Here is a 15,327-nt window from a genome sequence, read left to right as displayed (position 1 = left end):
AAGTTACCACATAAGTTTAATTTTAAAGTTGCATATCTATAAATAATGTATATGAAGCATTTTATAAGAATATTTAAAGGAGTGGTTATGGTGAAAAAAGATACATTAGTAATTGGGGGACATGAATTTTCTTCTAGATTCATTTTGGGTTCTGGAAAATATAATTTGGAGTTAATTAAGGCGGCAGTAGAAAATGCTGGTGCACAGATAATTACTTTAGCATTAAGACGCGCGAATACAAATGGAGGAGAGAATATTTTAGATTATATTCCAAAAGGAGTAACTTTACTTCCAAATACCTCTGGAGCTAGAAATGCAGAAGAAGCTGTTAGAATTGCAAGACTTGCTAGAGAAATGAGCTGTGGGAATTTTGTCAAGGTTGAAATTATTCGCGACTCAAAATATCTGCTTCCAGATAATTATGAGACAATTAAGGCAACAGAAATCCTTGCAAAAGAAGGCTTTATAGTAATGCCTTATATGCATGCAGATTTAAATGTAGCTCGTGATTTAGTTAACGCTGGAGCTGCATGTATTATGCCCCTTGCATCACCAATTGGTTCTAATAGAGGATTAGCTACAAAAGATTTTATTAAAATATTAGTAGATGAAATTGATCTTCCAATTATAGTTGATGCGGGAATTGGACGTCCATCTCAGGCTTGTGAAGCAATGGAAATGGGAGTTGCAGCTGTTATGGCTAATACTGCTATTGCAACAGCGGGTGATATTCCAGCTATGGCAGGCGCTTTTAGACAAGCTATAGAAGCAGGCCGTGCAGCGTATCTTTCTGGTTTAGGCCGTGTGCTTGATAGAGGTGCAGCAGCATCTTCACCATTAACAGGCTTTTTGCAGGATTAGGAGGGGAAGTTATGAATAAGCAACGCGTAAATCACATGGAATATATGCCGGGAATGGAAGTTTTAGAATCAGATGTAATGGATCAGGTTGTAAGCAGCATGGAAGCTTATGATTATGATAAATACACAGCAGGAGATGTTAGGAAAGCATTAGATAACACTTATCGTACAATAGAAGATTTTGCAGCACTATTATCTCCAGCAGCAGCACCATTTTTAGAAGAAATGGCACGACTTGCACAAGAAGAGACAAGGAAGCATTTTGGTAATTCAATTTACATGTTTACACCTTTATACCTTGCAAATTACTGTGAGAATTATTGCATTTACTGCGGTTTTAACTGTCATAATAAAATACGACGTGCAAAGTTAAATGCTGAGGAAATTGAAAAGGAAATGCAGGCTATAGCTAAAACTGGCTTAGAAGAAATCCTTCTTCTTACAGGAGAAAGCAGAAAGATGTCAGATGTAGAGTACATAGGAGAAGCTTGCAAAATAGCACGTAAATATTTTAAACTGGTAGGACTTGAGGTTTATCCAATGAACTCTGATGAATATGAATATCTTCGTAAGTGCGGTGCTGATTTTGTTACTGTATTCCAAGAAACATATAATTCAGACAAATATGAAACTCTTCACCTAGAAGGACATAAGCGTATTTTCCCTTATAGAATAAATGCTCAGGAAAGAGCACTAAAGGGTGGCATGCGTGGGGTTGGCTTTGCAGCACTCCTTGGACTAGATGACTTCCGTAAAGATGCTTTTGCTACAGGACTACATGCATATCTTCTTCAAAGGAAGTATCCACATGCTGAAATTGCATTTTCATGTCCAAGACTAAGACCAATTATTAATAATGATAAAATTAATCCAAAAGATGTTCACGAGCCACAGCTTTTACAAGTAATAACTGCATATCGTCTTTTTATGCCTTTTGCAAGCATAACTATTTCAACAAGAGAACGTGCAGAATTCCGTAATAATGTAATAGGGCTTGCAGCTACTAAGATTTCAGCAGGGGTAAGTACCGGAATTGGAAGCCACAGCGATGATTCAGAGGATAGAGGCGATGACCAATTTGAAATTGCAGATAACAGAAATGTAGATGAAGTATATGAGGCAATTAAAAAAAGAGGATTGCAGCCAGTAATGAATGACTATGTTTATGTATAGATAAACAACTTTAAACTTATGTGATTTCAAGTATAGGGACACACAAGAATCTAACTTTAAGTAGATAATTATTCTATATATAAAGTTGAGTTTATGAAAATAAGATCCAAGGCTTGATACCTTGGATCTTATTTTATGGATGAAATTTCTTTACTTGCTTTATTAAAATATTTACTTAGCTTCATTAAGGTAATAGCTTTCTTTCTGTTTGCTGTTGAATAAGGCAGATTTTTCATGGAAGCATAAGATGACAGACGATTGTTTTGGAAAAATATAAATTTAATTAGCTCTCTTTCTTCTTTATCTAAATAGTTAAGTGCTGATTTTAAAGCTTCAAAGTCACATTTACTGCAAAGTACATCTTCAAGGCTGTCATCATTTGAGGGTAAATTGTTTTCTAAATCATCAGATAAGGTAAGAGCTTCAGAACCTTCAAGTGAGCTTCTATTCTTAACTCTTTTAATTAAGTCGTTAATATTATTTTTTATTCCATTGGTAGCATAAGCAACAAATCTATGATTTGCACAGTTATACATGGATAGACATTTAAAAAGTGAGTGATAGCATTCGTTTTGTATATCATTTTTATCATATCCGTGTAGAAAAGTTCTTTTTGCAATGTTAAGTATTAAAGGTCTAAATTCTTTAGCTAACTTTTCCTTGGATAATGTATCTCCAGCCTTTGACTTTAGTACTAAGTTTTCAATGTATTCATAATCCATATAGGACCTCCTTGATAATTAATAAAGAAATATACTTAGAGAAAAAATAGATGTAAAATTATTCCTGTAAAAAGTATATATGAGGTGGGGATACTTATTTTTTTAGAAATTAGAAAGTTTAGTTATAGAAATTATAAAAATGTTTCTATATTTAACTTGATTAGACTTAGGAATTTCTATTATGATATCTTTATGGACAAAATTATATAAGGCGCATGAAAATAAAGAACAAGTCCAAAGTTGCCATTTATTTGATTGTGCCTAAAGCAAAAGGAGAACTTTTATGGAATTTAGAAAATCAGTTGAAGCTGATATTGATAATATAATGAACATAATTAAGCAGGCTCAAAGTTATTTTAAGGAAAATGGAATTGATCAGTGGCAGAATAATTATCCGAATTCAGAAACAATCAAAAATGATATTAAGTGTGAAAATAGTTATGTGTTATTAGATGAAAACAAAATTGTTGCCACAGCTGTGATTTCCTTCGATGGAGAAAAAACTTATGATACCATTTATAATGGAGAATGGCTTAGTAATAATAAATTCGCAGTTGTTCATAGGATAGCAGTTGATAATAGCTGCAAGGGAAGAGGAGTATCGTCATTAATTATAAAAAATGTAGAGAAGCTTTGTCTGGAGAAAGGTATACATAGCATTAAAATAGATACTCACAAAGAAAATATGTCTATGCAGAAACTATTAAAGAAAAATGAATTTAAATATTGCGGGATAATTTATCTAGAAGATAAAAATGAGAGAATAGCCTTTGAAAAGTTAATATAGATTAAGAAAAGGAGCTTTTTATATAATATATGAAATTTTATTATGCACCCATGGAAGGAATTACAGGACATATTTATAGAAATGTCCACAATGACCTTTTTAAAAATGATATGGACAAATATTTTTCACCCTTTGTTGTTGCAAATCAAAGCAAAAGCCTTAAGACAAAAGAATTAGTTGATATCTTACCTGAAAATAATCAAGGGATAACTTTAGTTCCACAAATACTAACCAATAATGCGAAAGATTTTATAAATACAGCAAAAAAAATGAAGTATCTTGGATATGATGAAATTAATTTAAACTTAGGATGCCCATCTGGAACTGTGGTTTCGAAAAATAGAGGTTCAGGATTTCTTTCAAAAAGAAAGGAATTGGATGAATTTCTAGAAGAGATTTTTTCTGAGGCAGTAACTAAAATTTCAATAAAAACGAGACTAGGAAAAGACAAGCCTGAAGAGTTCTATGAGCTTATTAAAATATTCAATAAATATCCTATGGAAGAGCTTATAATTCATCCAAGAACCCAAAAGGATTTTTATGGAAATGAACCTAATCTTAAGGTCTTTAAAGATGCATTAAGCCTAAGCAAAAATACTGTCTGCTATAATGGTGATATTTTTACAGTTGAAGCTTATAAAGAGTTTACTAAGAATTTTAAAAGTGTCCAAACAATAATGCTCGGCAGAGGACTGCTAGCAAACCCTGAACTTGTAAGAAATATTATTAATGGGACTAAACTTAATAAGGAAACTTTAAAAGAATTCCACGATAGAATATATGAAGCATATAAGAAGTATCTTAGTGGAGAGATTTATGTATTACATAAAATGAAGGAATTATGGTTTTATATGATTAAGATGTTTCATGATGGTGAAAATTATGCGAGGAGAATAAGAATGTGTGATAATTTCAAGGATTATGAGGCAGCAGTGCTATGTTTATTTAAAGAAAGAGAGCTTATATAACAATAAGACCAAACATTATGATGTTTGGTCTTATTGTTATAAACTTGACTTTATTAAACTTTAAATTATTGGTATTTATCATATAAAAGTCAAGCTACTCTTTATCTATTTTTACTCGTAACATTTTATTTTTAACTTTTACTGCGTATTTTAATTCATATGCTGGTGCACCATTATTAATTGCTTTTGCAATTTCGTCCATTTCTTTTTTTATATTTTCCTCATCAGCATACCAACCAAGTAAAATTGATTTTTCTCCCCAAAACGATCCATTATTAACACCAATAAGCCAATATTTAGGCTCGTCATTTTTGGCTTTATAAATTACATGTGACGCCAAAACCTTGTAGCAATTAACAATTAATTTTCCGTCATATGATTTAATAGTGATTTTACCAGTTGGTACAATTATATTAGTGGCTAAAGTTTCTTTACTTTCAGTAGAATTCATTTCACCTAACATTAAATAATCTAAGGACACATTAAGTTCTTTAGATAAAATAATCAATTTTTCTATTTCCGGATAGCTACTTCCTTGTTCCCATTTAGAAACTGCTTGACGGCTAACTCCAATTATTTCTGCTAGCTCTTCCTGCGAAATATGTCTTTCTTGCCTAAGTGATTTTAAATTAGCTGCAAATCCCATGATTTCTTACCTCTTTTCTTCATTATCATATGTAAATTATAATAGGTTTTACATTAAAATAACACTAACCTGCAATTGCAAATTCGCAACTCATATTTGCATTGTTCATAAGTTTTATAGAAAAATGCTTCAATGTTAATTTTTCTTCGTTTTTCTCTCCGCTATATAAACCCTAATCTTAAGTATCAATTTCGCATTTAATGCAGTATTTAATTGAAGTTTTTATAATTATTAAGGTTTTAATAAATATACATGATAAACTGTTAAAATTATCATGTAAAATAATAGAAATGAATGCTGAAAAATGTTGAAACACCAAAAGTTGAATGATAGAATATAGTTATAGTTGAAAAATTTTGGATACAGACTTTTATGGTGCATATTTATGCTATGTTTTATGCAGCTTTAATTTTGAAACGCATTTAATAGAAGATGACATTATTTGATAAATTGTTACTGTGACAAAGTAAAAATCATTTCTTTTTGTTTTAATTATAGCTATTCTATTTTAAGAGGGGTATTAGATTATGAAGGTGTCTTTTAGGATAAAATTATTTATCTTTTGTGTGGTCATTATATTATTTACATCGATTCCTATTGCAATAATTACAAGGAATTATATGATTAATTCCTTGAAGGAGGATTTGGTATCAGATAGTAAGAGGCAGGTAGAAGAATTAGATGATAATATTTTGAGTTTAATCAATAATATGAAAGAAAATGCAAAAATATTAGCAGATGATAAAGATATTAAAAAAGCTGATGAATCAGTATCTGCCTTATTTAATATAAAAGATGTTGATGTAAATAAGAAATATTCAGGACAGATACAAGGGCTGGAGAGTGATATTTATAGTAAGCTTGAACTTTATGCTAGAACTCATAGTGAGACGCAATATGCATGCTTTGGAACTAAATGGGGTGGGTACATTCAATGGCCAGATGGACTCGGAAATGGTAATTTTGATCCTAGAAAGAGGCCATGGTATTCTTTAGCTTTAGAGCATCCAGATGAGGTAGTTATTTCAGATCCTTATGGAGTTGAAATTGATAAAACTAATAATATAATCATAAGTGCATGCACTACTGTAAGAAATGATTCTGGTGATATAGTTGGAGTAATATCTATTGATACAAGTTTAAATAAATTATCAGATATTATAAGAAATACAAAAAGTATAAATAATGGGTATTATTTTTTGTATTTAAAAGATGGAACTATATTGGCGAATGCAAATTCAGATTTAAACTTTAAAAACATAAAAGGTTTGGAGGAAAAGAATTCTGAAAGCAGTAGTACTAACAATTTTGAATTTAGTGATACTTCTAAATTTATAAATACGGAAAATGGTAGTTTTGATGCTGCTGTAAATGGAAGCGATAGTTTTGTTAATGTCTATACATCACCTTACACAGGGTGGAAGCTTGCAACCGTCATACCTAAAAATGAATTTATGACGGAAGTAAGAAATGTTGAAAATATGATAATTAAAATTACAATTTGCATTTTAATATTAGGAATAGCTTTAACTTATTTTGTTATTAAAACTATAACTTCTCCAATAAAAAAATTGACTACTCTTATGAAAACTGTTGAAGAAGGAGAGCTTTTGGTTAAAGCAACTATTGAAACGAATGATGAATTTGGAGCCTTGGGAGGTTCATTTAATTTGATGATGGAGCGTTTGAATTCAAATTATGAGGAGCTATCAGCTTTGTATGAAGAATTAGTAGCTACAGAGGAAGAGCTTAGAACTCAATATGAAGAACTTCAACATAATGAAGAAGCTTTAAGAAATAGCGAGGAAAGATATAAGCTTGCTTTAGAATGTGCTAACGATTCAATTTGGGAATGGAATCTAGATACTGGAGAGTTTTTCTGCTCTGATAAATTGATGGATATTATTGGTGATGAATGGAAGATATATAAGGATGCCAGAGACTTTACATATAATTTAGTTCATACTGAGGATTTGGATAGACTAGAAAAAGAAATAAATAAACATATTAATAATGAAACAAAATCTATAGAAATTGAATATAGGCTCAAAAGAAATGATGGTTATTATGTTTGGGTATTGTGTAAAGGAAAGGCTATAAGAAATTCTGAAAATAAGGTTTTAAAACTTGCAGGTTCAATTTCAGATATATCAAGAAAGAAGCTTTCAGAAGAAAAATTGGAGTTTATGGCTTATTATGATACACTCACTAAACTTCCGAATAAAGCTTTACTTATTAAGAAACTAAACGAGCAGTTTAAAATTAGCAAAAAAGAACAAAAATCAGGAGCCGTGTTCTTTATTGATTTAGATGATTTTAAAAATATAAATGATTTAATGGGACATAAATATGGCGATGAAGTACTTGTTTATTTATCGAGGTATTTACATAAAATAATGCGTGAAAGAGATATTGTATGCAAATTCAGCGGCGATGAATTTATAATAATTAGTCCTTTAATTGAAGAAGCTGAAGTTGAAGATTATGCAAATAAAATGCTAGGGTTATTTAATCAGAGTCTTAATATTGACAACACACAAACATTTGTGACAGCAAGTATTGGAATTGCATTATATCCTAAGGATGGCATGGATGCAGATACAATAATAAAAAATTCAAGTTTAGCTATGTATAAAGCAAAAGAGATGGGTAAGAATAGGTATGCATTATATAATCATGAAATTTATTTAAAGTTGGAAAGAATAAATAATATTAATAATATATTAAGAAATGCTATTATCAATAATGAATTTAGTGTCAATTATCAACCACAATATGATACCGTAAAGAATGAAGTGTTTGGATTTGAAGCATTAATTAGGTTAAATAGCAGAGAGCTTGGCTTCATATCTCCAGCAGAATTTATTCCAATAGCAGAAAAGTATGGTTATATAACAGAAATAACGCTGTGGGTCTTAAGAGAAGCCTGCAAACAGAGTGTTCAGCTTTTTGAAAATGGTTATAATTTTAAAAGTATGAGTATTAATATTTCATCTGTTGATTTACAACAAGCTGGTTTTCTAGAAAAAGTTATAGAAATTATTGAGGAAACAGGTGTAGAAACTAAGTTTATTGAATTAGAAATTACTGAGACAGTATTAATGAAATCCATAGATTCAAGCATAGATATATTGAAAGAATTTATGAATATGGGAATTAGAATTGCTCTCGATGATTTTGGAACAGGTTATTCTTCGCTTGCTTATTTAAGAAAAATTCCAATAAGTACATTAAAGATAGATAAATCATTTATAGATGATATTCATTCTAGTAATGTAGAAAAATCCATCATTAATAGTGTAATTAGAATGGCCCATGCTATGGATTTAAAGGTAGTAGCAGAAGGAGTTGAAAATAGAGAACAATTTTTAATTCTAAAAGATAAAAGTTGTGATTATATTCAAGGTTATTACTTTAGTAAACCACTGCCTGCAAGCAAAATTGAGGAAATATTTATATAAATCATGCTATAGCCTTGTATTAGCGTTAGAGTAAGGCAAAGGAGAGATCATAGATGAAAAAGATTATGAATATAATAGTGCTTATAGCTTTAATTGTAGGCATATATTCATTTTTTCACATGAGGAAAGTAAAAAATCTTCAAGCTATAAATGGAAATATGTATCTCGATAAATATGATTTCGCAGGACAAGGAATAATTGATTTGGATGGACAGTGGGAAATATATAATAATGAATTATTAACCCCAGAGGATTTGAAAAATAGAAAACCAGATCAATATTTAACGATTCCAGGCAACTTAAAGGAGCAGCTAGGAGAAAATAATGCAGGATATATGACTTTAAAATTAGAAATAGAAGTTCCAAAAGATGTTATATATGGATTTAGAATAAAAAGGTTATTATCAGCTTCAAAACTTTGGGTAAATGGAATAGTTCAAGGCGAGGTTGGAAAAGTCGGAAAAAGCTATGAGGATGAGAAGGCTATATATCTGCCAATATACTCATATTTTATGCCTGAAGATGGGCATATTGAAATTGTAATTCAGACTTCAGACTATAGAGAAGTGTTTCCTACTATTCAGTCAATGGAGCTTGGACTTAAAGATCAGATAATAAATGAATCGCTTATTGCTTCTGGAATAGACTTTATAATATTTGGCGGATTGCTCGTAATAGAATTAATCTTCATATCGCTATATAAAAGAATGCCGAATAAAAAATCATATTTATTTTTTGTTATATTATGTTTGTTTATACAATTAAGATGCTTGTTTTTAAATGAGAGAATAATTGTCCATTTCTTTCCTAATATGCCTTTTGAGTTATTAAGCAAAACAGCAGCACTTACATATTATTTATGGATACCAGTATATGTGTTTTTCATAAAAGATGTATTTACTAATATGAATAGGAGAACTGTTATGATATCATCAATGTTCTCTATAATTTTTGGAGGTATATGTCTTTTTACTAACAATACTTTTTATGATAAACTGTCAGTTCCAGGTGAAATAATTGTAATTATTATTGCAGCTGATATATTTGCCTTCCTCATAAAAAAAGTTAAAGAAAAAGAACAAAACAGCATAATATCCCTCATAGCTTTTGGCGGTTTAATCATAACTGGAGTTAATGATATGCTTGTTAATAATGGACTGCCATATGTTGGTAGATATCTTTTTCAAATAGGTATGTTTATATTTGTACTTTTAGAAACTTATTCCTTAACTTTAAATTATACATATCAAGTAAATAAAACAAAAATTCTTAAAGAAAAAAACAAAGAGATATATGAAAAATCTATAAGAGATGGACTTACCAATTTATATAATAGATATTACATTGACAAAATTTTAGACGATATGATTGATGAATATATAGAGAGCGGAGCTATCTTTACTATAATGATGATTGACGTTGATTTTTTCAAGCATATTAATGATACTTATGGTCATTTATGTGGAGACAAGGTGCTTATGGATATTAGCAGTTTTCTTATGGATAATTTAAGAAAGACAGATTTTATTGGACGCTATGGCGGAGAAGAATTTATTATTATTTTTCCACATACAAGGATACAAGAAGCTAATAAAATAGCAGAAAATATAAGAATAAGTATTGAGGCACTTCAAGTAGATGAACATATAAAAGTAACAATAAGCGGTGGTTTGTATGAAAATAATACAAAAGTAAAACAGTTGGCTATACAAAATGTTGATAAGCTATTATATTTAGCAAAAGAAAAAGGCAGAAATAGAATAGAAGTAATGGAAGAAGAGGAGGAGGAAAGTAGAGAGTGATGCTTAAAGCATTATCAAAAAAATAACAAGTCGTCATCAGCCAGCCTATTTTTCATCATACTTCATCAGTGGAGTAACTGAATATACCAGATATTGGGGCAATATACTTCATTGTCTGATGAAAAATATCCTCGGCGTATTTGTACTTGCTATTTTCTTTCATATGTTTTATCTGCAATTTAGTTGTTTTATATGTGCGAAAATATATTTATGAAATTTTCAGCAGCAGGAGATATATAACTATTTTTAGACCACGCTAGAGCTAATTGGGTTAAAAGCAGTTCGTTATCAATTTCTTTGCATATTAAATTTGAAGAACTAATTAATTCAAATGAAGATTTTGGGACTATAGCGATTCCAAGGCCATGCTTTGCCCAAAGTAAAGAGGTTCTCGCGTCTTCATTTATGCAAAATACATTTGGCTCAAAGTTACAATCAGCACATGCCTTATATATGACTTCTTTGTACCTTTTATAGAATATTAAGGGTTTTTCATTTAATTCACAAATACGAATTACTTTGTTTTCAGTCCAATTTAATTCTTTTCTCATTGCCGCAATCATAGGTTCTTTATGTAGATAAATTGATTTGATTTCTAAGCTGCTAAAGGGAGTTCTTACAAAAGCAAGCTCAATTATACCTTTACTTAGCAGTTCTAATAATTCATAGGTATTACCTTCAGAAAGTTCAAAATTTATAAAGGGATATTTTTTATGAAACTCATTGAATTTACTATTTAAAATATAAGAGCCTGAAGAGGAGATAGTGCCTACTGACAGGGTTCCAGAAATTCCTTTTTGCAAGTCTTTAACTTCATTTGCAGCGGTTTCTGTTAAAGCTAAAATTTGTTTAACACGCTTATAAAATATACGTCCTGCATTAGTTAGTTTAATATTCCGGCTTCGGCTTCCACGTTCAATAAGCTTCATACCAAGTTCTTCTTCAAGGCTTTTAAGCTGATAAGTCAAAGGAGGCTGTGCCATATGAAGCTTCTTAGCTGCACTTGTTATCTGACCTTCTTCTACTATTGTATAAAAATATTTTAATTGCTTAATATCCATTTTTACCTCTTTCTATATAAAAAATATATATTTCATGTGTATATTATGTATTTTTAATATATAGATATTTTCGTTATAATGGTAAATGAAATTTGAAAAATATTCAATAACTTTTTAATGTAAAGGGAAATATACAAAATTTTTTATATATGTTTTAAGCAGTATGAAAAGTTAAAAGTATTACTACGAAGTGGCATTGTATAGTCACTTTGTTCTGATAGATCAGTTTGCTGTATAATTCTTTGAATTATGTAATTTTATAAGCAAAATCTCAATTAAAAAATGAAAAAAGTAATTAAATATAAACTATAAGGAGCTGATATTAAATGAAAGAATCTATTCATAAATATTTTCAAGTTGGAACTATCCAATGGATGAGTTATCCAAAACATGAAGCACTTGATGCTATAAAAAAAATAGCTAGCGATGACTATTTTGATGCAATAGAAATCTGTAGATTTGACGATGACGACAATAGGATTAAGGCTAAAAAGTTGCTTGGGCAATCTCATTTGAAGATATGCTATGGAGCACAGCCAGCATTACTTGGAACAAAGTTAAATCCAAATGATATTGATGAAGAAGGCAGAAAGAAAGCAGAGGATATTTTAATTAAAGCAATAGATGAAGCTGAATATTTAGGTGCAAAAGGAATTGCTTTTTTAGCTGGAAAGTGGGAAGAAAAAAATAAAAGTCTTGCTTATGAGCAGCTACTTAAGACTGCAAGAGCTATCTGTGACTATGCGGCAGCAAAAGATATGTTTATAGAACTGGAAGTTTTTGATTTTAATATGGATAAGGCTGCCTTAATTGGACCCGCACCATATGCAGCACATTTTGCTGAAGACATTAGGAAAACGCACAATAATTTTGGATTACTCGTAGATCTTTCACATTTTCCAACAACATATGAAACCTCTAAATTTGTAATTAAAACCTTAAAACCATATATTACACATTTTCATATTGGGAATGCGATGGTAAAAAAAGGAAGAGAAGCTTATGGCGACCAACATCCACGTTTTGGTTTCCCGGACAGTTCAAATGATACATTGGAATTATTGGATTTCTTCAATGCACTAATAGAAGAAGGTTTCTTTGACGCAAAAAATCCATATGTATTGTCTTTTGAAGTAAAACCATGGGGAGATGAAGAACCAGATATTATTCTAGCAAATACAAAACGTGTCTTAAATCGTGCCTGGGCATTATTAGAAGATTAAATTTATTTGTAAATACTTAGAAAGGAAGAGATAAAGAATGAAAATTGTGATTCTAGATGGCTATACATTAAATCCAGGAGATCTTGATTGGAAAGGGATGGAGGAGCTTGGAGCTTGTACAATATATGATCGAACTTCCCATACAGACATAGAAGAAATAATCAAAAGAATTGATGATGCAGAAGTTGTCATTACTAATAAAACACCAATATCAAAATTTGTAATGGATTCTTGTCCAAACATAAAATACATAGGAGTACTAGCTACAGGTTACAATATAGTTGATATAAATGCAGCGAAGGAAAAGGGAATTCCTGTTTCAAATGTTCCTACATATGGAACCAATGCAGTTGGACAATTCGCAATTGCATTGCTTTTAGAAATCTGTCACCATATCGGGCACCATAGTAAGGCTGTATTAGAAGGGCGATGGGAGAATAGTGCAGACTGGTGTTTCTGGGACTACCCATTAATTGAGCTTACAGGCAAGACTATTGGAATTATTGGTTTTGGGCGCATAGGCCAGGCTACTGGAAAAATTGCTCAGGCACTTGGAATGAAAGTTCTGGCTTATAATCCATCTAAAAATCTTGAATTAGAGTCTGAAACTTGTAGATATGCAGAGTTAGAGGAATTATATGCAAATTCAGATGTAATTTCATTACATTGTCCATTATCATCAAAGACAGAAAAAATTATAAATAAAAGCTCCATTGAAAAAATGAAGAATGGTGTAATCATAATAAATAATTCACGCGGTCAGTTAATTGCAGAAGAAGATTTAGCAGAGGCCTTAAATTTAGGAAAAATTGCAGCAGCAGGTTTAGATGTGGTAGCAGTGGAACCTATCAAAGGTGATAATCCGCTTTTAAAAGCAAAAAACTGTATTATCACTCCACACATTTCATGGGCATCAAAGGAAAGTAGACTGAGATTAATGAATATTGCAGTGGATAATTTAAAAGCATTTATAAATGGAGTACCTGTAAACATAGTGAATAATTTGTAAAAATAATCTTAGGATACTTAAAAATAAAGAGATTAATTTATGATTTTGTTACGTAAAAACAGTCTGAAATAAAACTTGGGGAGGAAGAATTTTGAGCTATACAAAATTAAGGAATATTGCATTAGTTGTTGCGTTGTGTCACTTTATGGAAATGTTAGATGCAACTATAATCACTACGGCTATTCCGTCAATTTCTAATTATTTTCACATATCAACATCATTTGTAAGCATGGCAATAACAGCATATATTACAGCTTTAGCTGTCTGCATACCAATAAGTGGCTGGATGGCAGTTCGTTTTAATGTAAAAAAGATATTTTTAGCGGCAATATTCATATTTACAATAGCTTCACTTGGATGTGCCTTAAGCAGTAATTTCTTGTTTCTTATTTTAATGAGGGTATTACAGGGAATAGGAGGGGCTATGATGTTTCCGGTAGGACGATTAATTGTACTTCAGCAGACAGAGAAAAAAGATCTGATCTTAATGATATCCTTTTTAGTATGGCCTGGATTAATAGCTCCGGCAATAGCACCTTTAATTGGAGGCTTGATTGTAACTTATGCTTCCTGGCACTGGATATTTTTAATCAATGTTCCTATTGGCATAATTGCATTTATTCTTAGCCAGCATTTATTTGATGATTCTAAAGGAGATCCAACAATAAGCCTTGATTGGAAGGGGGTTATTCTAATAAGCATTGGAGCTGGAGGGTTAGTTATTGCCTCAGAAATATTATCAGATGCAGCAGCATCCTGGGAGCTTGGAATAATATTATTTACATTTTTCTTTATAGAAATTTTGTTTGCATTGTATTATCTAAAACGTATTTCTAATCCGCTGATAAATCTTTCTGTATTAAAATACAAAACATTTAGAATATCTCAAACAGGTGGTTCTCTATTCTGGTTTTCAGTTGGTTCTGCACCATACTTATTAACCTTGTTATTTCAAAATCAGTTCGGATGGAGCCCAACCTTTGCAGGCAGCATAGTTTTATTTATATTTTTTGGTAATGTTTCTATAAAACCTGCAAGTACATATTTGTTGAATCACTTTGGTTTTAAGAAGGTATTTATGGTCTCAATAATAGTTGTAATTATTTCTATGTTAATAAGTAGTGCTTTCTCAAAGGAGACACCTATTATTATTTTAATTATTGTAACAACCTTAAGCGGAATGGGAAGATCACTAACCTTGACCTCTTATAATACAATAAGTTTCAGTGAATTAAATCCAGAAGAAACACGTGCGGCCAATACCCTTGCATCAACAACTCAAAATATGGCGCAAGCAGTAGGAATCGCTATTACGTCAATTGCCTTACATATAGGAAATATAGTATTTAATGGAGGAAAAAATCCTGGAATAGAGTATAAATTTACATTTATATTATTAGCGTTTTTTGCTTTTCTGGCATTGCTGGAAATTTTATTACTTCCTAAAAAACTAGGGAATTCTATTTTGAGAAAGAATTAGGAAGAATATTTTAACTTGTAATAAAAAATATAGAAATAGGTTTATCTCTAGAAACACAGATCATCCTTTGGTGATTTATTTGGAGATAAGGTGCTTATAGATATTAGCAGCTATAAAAGATTTGGCTATACAAAA

General features: G+C 30.7%; 12 protein-coding genes. 9 read left to right on the top strand and 3 right to left on the bottom strand.

The genetic code is table 11. The features are described from left to right. The first annotated feature begins 90 nt into the window (after positions 1-90). Both CDLVIII_RS22735 and thiH read left to right on the top strand, forming a co-directional pair. Positions 91-861, top strand: a complete 771-nt coding sequence (locus tag CDLVIII_RS22735) for a thiazole synthase (protein WP_035301893.1) — start codon at positions 91-93, stop codon at positions 859-861. Positions 862-872: 11 nt separating this feature from the next. After that, the gene (thiH, locus tag CDLVIII_RS22730; RefSeq protein WP_009171821.1) at positions 873-2,033 is read left to right on the top strand and encodes a 2-iminoacetate synthase ThiH; all 1,161 of its coding nucleotides are present in this window, start codon (positions 873-875) and stop codon (positions 2,031-2,033) included. Between the two features lie 128 nt (positions 2,034-2,161). Here the strand turns inward: thiH and CDLVIII_RS22725 are convergent, their stop codons facing one another. Then, positions 2,162-2,755, bottom strand: coding sequence for a sigma-70 family RNA polymerase sigma factor (locus tag CDLVIII_RS22725; protein ID WP_009171820.1), 594 nt, complete (start codon positions 2,753-2,755; stop codon positions 2,162-2,164). Positions 2,756-3,038: 283 nt separating this feature from the next. Between CDLVIII_RS22725 and CDLVIII_RS22720 the strand changes: the two genes are divergently transcribed. Both CDLVIII_RS22720 and CDLVIII_RS22715 read left to right on the top strand, forming a co-directional pair. Then, a complete protein-coding gene (locus CDLVIII_RS22720; RefSeq protein ID WP_009171819.1) occupies positions 3,039-3,542 on the top strand; it encodes a GNAT family N-acetyltransferase in 504 nt (167 codons plus the stop codon). A 29-nt stretch (positions 3,543-3,571) separates the two neighbouring features. Next, positions 3,572-4,510 (top strand): tRNA-dihydrouridine synthase, encoded by a 939-nt coding sequence (locus CDLVIII_RS22715; RefSeq protein ID WP_009171818.1) that lies wholly within the window; start codon positions 3,572-3,574, stop codon positions 4,508-4,510. A gap of 94 nt (positions 4,511-4,604) precedes the next feature. On the opposite strand, the gene CDLVIII_RS22710 is transcribed toward CDLVIII_RS22715, so the two are convergent. Then, positions 4,605-5,156 carry a helix-turn-helix transcriptional regulator gene (locus CDLVIII_RS22710; RefSeq protein WP_009171817.1) on the bottom strand — a complete coding sequence of 184 codons (552 nt, stop codon included), beginning with the start codon at positions 5,154-5,156 and terminating at the stop codon, positions 4,605-4,607. A gap of 527 nt (positions 5,157-5,683) precedes the next feature. Here CDLVIII_RS22710 and CDLVIII_RS22705 point away from each other — a divergent pair. Both CDLVIII_RS22705 and CDLVIII_RS22700 read left to right on the top strand, forming a co-directional pair. Beyond that, positions 5,684-8,617: an EAL domain-containing protein gene (locus CDLVIII_RS22705; protein WP_009171816.1), complete on the top strand. Its 2,934-nt coding sequence runs from the start codon at positions 5,684-5,686 to the stop codon at positions 8,615-8,617. A gap of 53 nt (positions 8,618-8,670) precedes the next feature. After that, positions 8,671-10,419: a diguanylate cyclase gene (locus tag CDLVIII_RS22700; protein ID WP_009171815.1), complete on the top strand. Its 1,749-nt coding sequence runs from the start codon at positions 8,671-8,673 to the stop codon at positions 10,417-10,419. A gap of 188 nt (positions 10,420-10,607) precedes the next feature. Here the strand turns inward: CDLVIII_RS22700 and CDLVIII_RS22695 are convergent, their stop codons facing one another. Next, a complete protein-coding gene (locus tag CDLVIII_RS22695) occupies positions 10,608-11,480 on the bottom strand; it encodes a LysR family transcriptional regulator (protein ID WP_009171814.1) in 873 nt (290 codons plus the stop codon). A gap of 326 nt (positions 11,481-11,806) precedes the next feature. Here CDLVIII_RS22695 and CDLVIII_RS22690 point away from each other — a divergent pair, with 326 nt between their 5' ends. The 3 genes from CDLVIII_RS22690 (at position 11,807) to CDLVIII_RS22680 (ending at position 15,192) form a co-directional block, all read left to right on the top strand. Continuing rightward, positions 11,807-12,703, top strand: a complete 897-nt coding sequence (locus CDLVIII_RS22690) for a sugar phosphate isomerase/epimerase (RefSeq protein ID WP_009171813.1) — start codon at positions 11,807-11,809, stop codon at positions 12,701-12,703. 37 nt (positions 12,704-12,740) lie between these two features. Beyond that, entirely contained in the window at positions 12,741-13,712 is a 972-nt protein-coding gene (locus tag CDLVIII_RS22685; protein WP_009171812.1) for a D-2-hydroxyacid dehydrogenase, read from the top strand. A 91-nt stretch (positions 13,713-13,803) separates the two neighbouring features. After that, entirely contained in the window at positions 13,804-15,192 is a 1,389-nt protein-coding gene (locus CDLVIII_RS22680) for an MFS transporter (RefSeq protein WP_009171811.1), read from the top strand. The last annotated feature ends 135 nt before the right edge of the window (positions 15,193-15,327 follow it).

The organism is Clostridium sp. DL-VIII (assembly GCF_000230835.1).
Lineage (GTDB): Bacteria > Bacillota > Clostridia > Clostridiales > Clostridiaceae > Clostridium.
Note: the sequence above shows the minus strand (reverse complement) of the source record. Positions and strands in the feature narration are given on the sequence as shown.

Coding starts and splice junctions, on each gene's coding strand:
- CDLVIII_RS22700 (WP_009171815.1), top strand. CDS start 8,671: ATGAAAAAGATTATGAATATAATAGTGCTTATAGCTTTAATTGTAGGC.
- thiH (WP_009171821.1), top strand. CDS start 873: ATGAATAAGCAACGCGTAAATCACATGGAATATATGCCGGGAATGGAA.
- CDLVIII_RS22710 (WP_009171817.1), bottom strand. CDS start 5,156: ATGGGATTTGCAGCTAATTTAAAATCACTTAGGCAAGAAAGACATATT.
- CDLVIII_RS22685 (WP_009171812.1), top strand. CDS start 12,741: ATGAAAATTGTGATTCTAGATGGCTATACATTAAATCCAGGAGATCTT.
- CDLVIII_RS22705 (WP_009171816.1), top strand. CDS start 5,684: ATGAAGGTGTCTTTTAGGATAAAATTATTTATCTTTTGTGTGGTCATT.
- CDLVIII_RS22690 (WP_009171813.1), top strand. CDS start 11,807: ATGAAAGAATCTATTCATAAATATTTTCAAGTTGGAACTATCCAATGG.
- CDLVIII_RS22720 (WP_009171819.1), top strand. CDS start 3,039: ATGGAATTTAGAAAATCAGTTGAAGCTGATATTGATAATATAATGAAC.
- CDLVIII_RS22695 (WP_009171814.1), bottom strand. CDS start 11,480: ATGGATATTAAGCAATTAAAATATTTTTATACAATAGTAGAAGAAGGT.
- CDLVIII_RS22725 (WP_009171820.1), bottom strand. CDS start 2,755: ATGGATTATGAATACATTGAAAACTTAGTACTAAAGTCAAAGGCTGGA.
- CDLVIII_RS22715 (WP_009171818.1), top strand. CDS start 3,572: ATGAAATTTTATTATGCACCCATGGAAGGAATTACAGGACATATTTAT.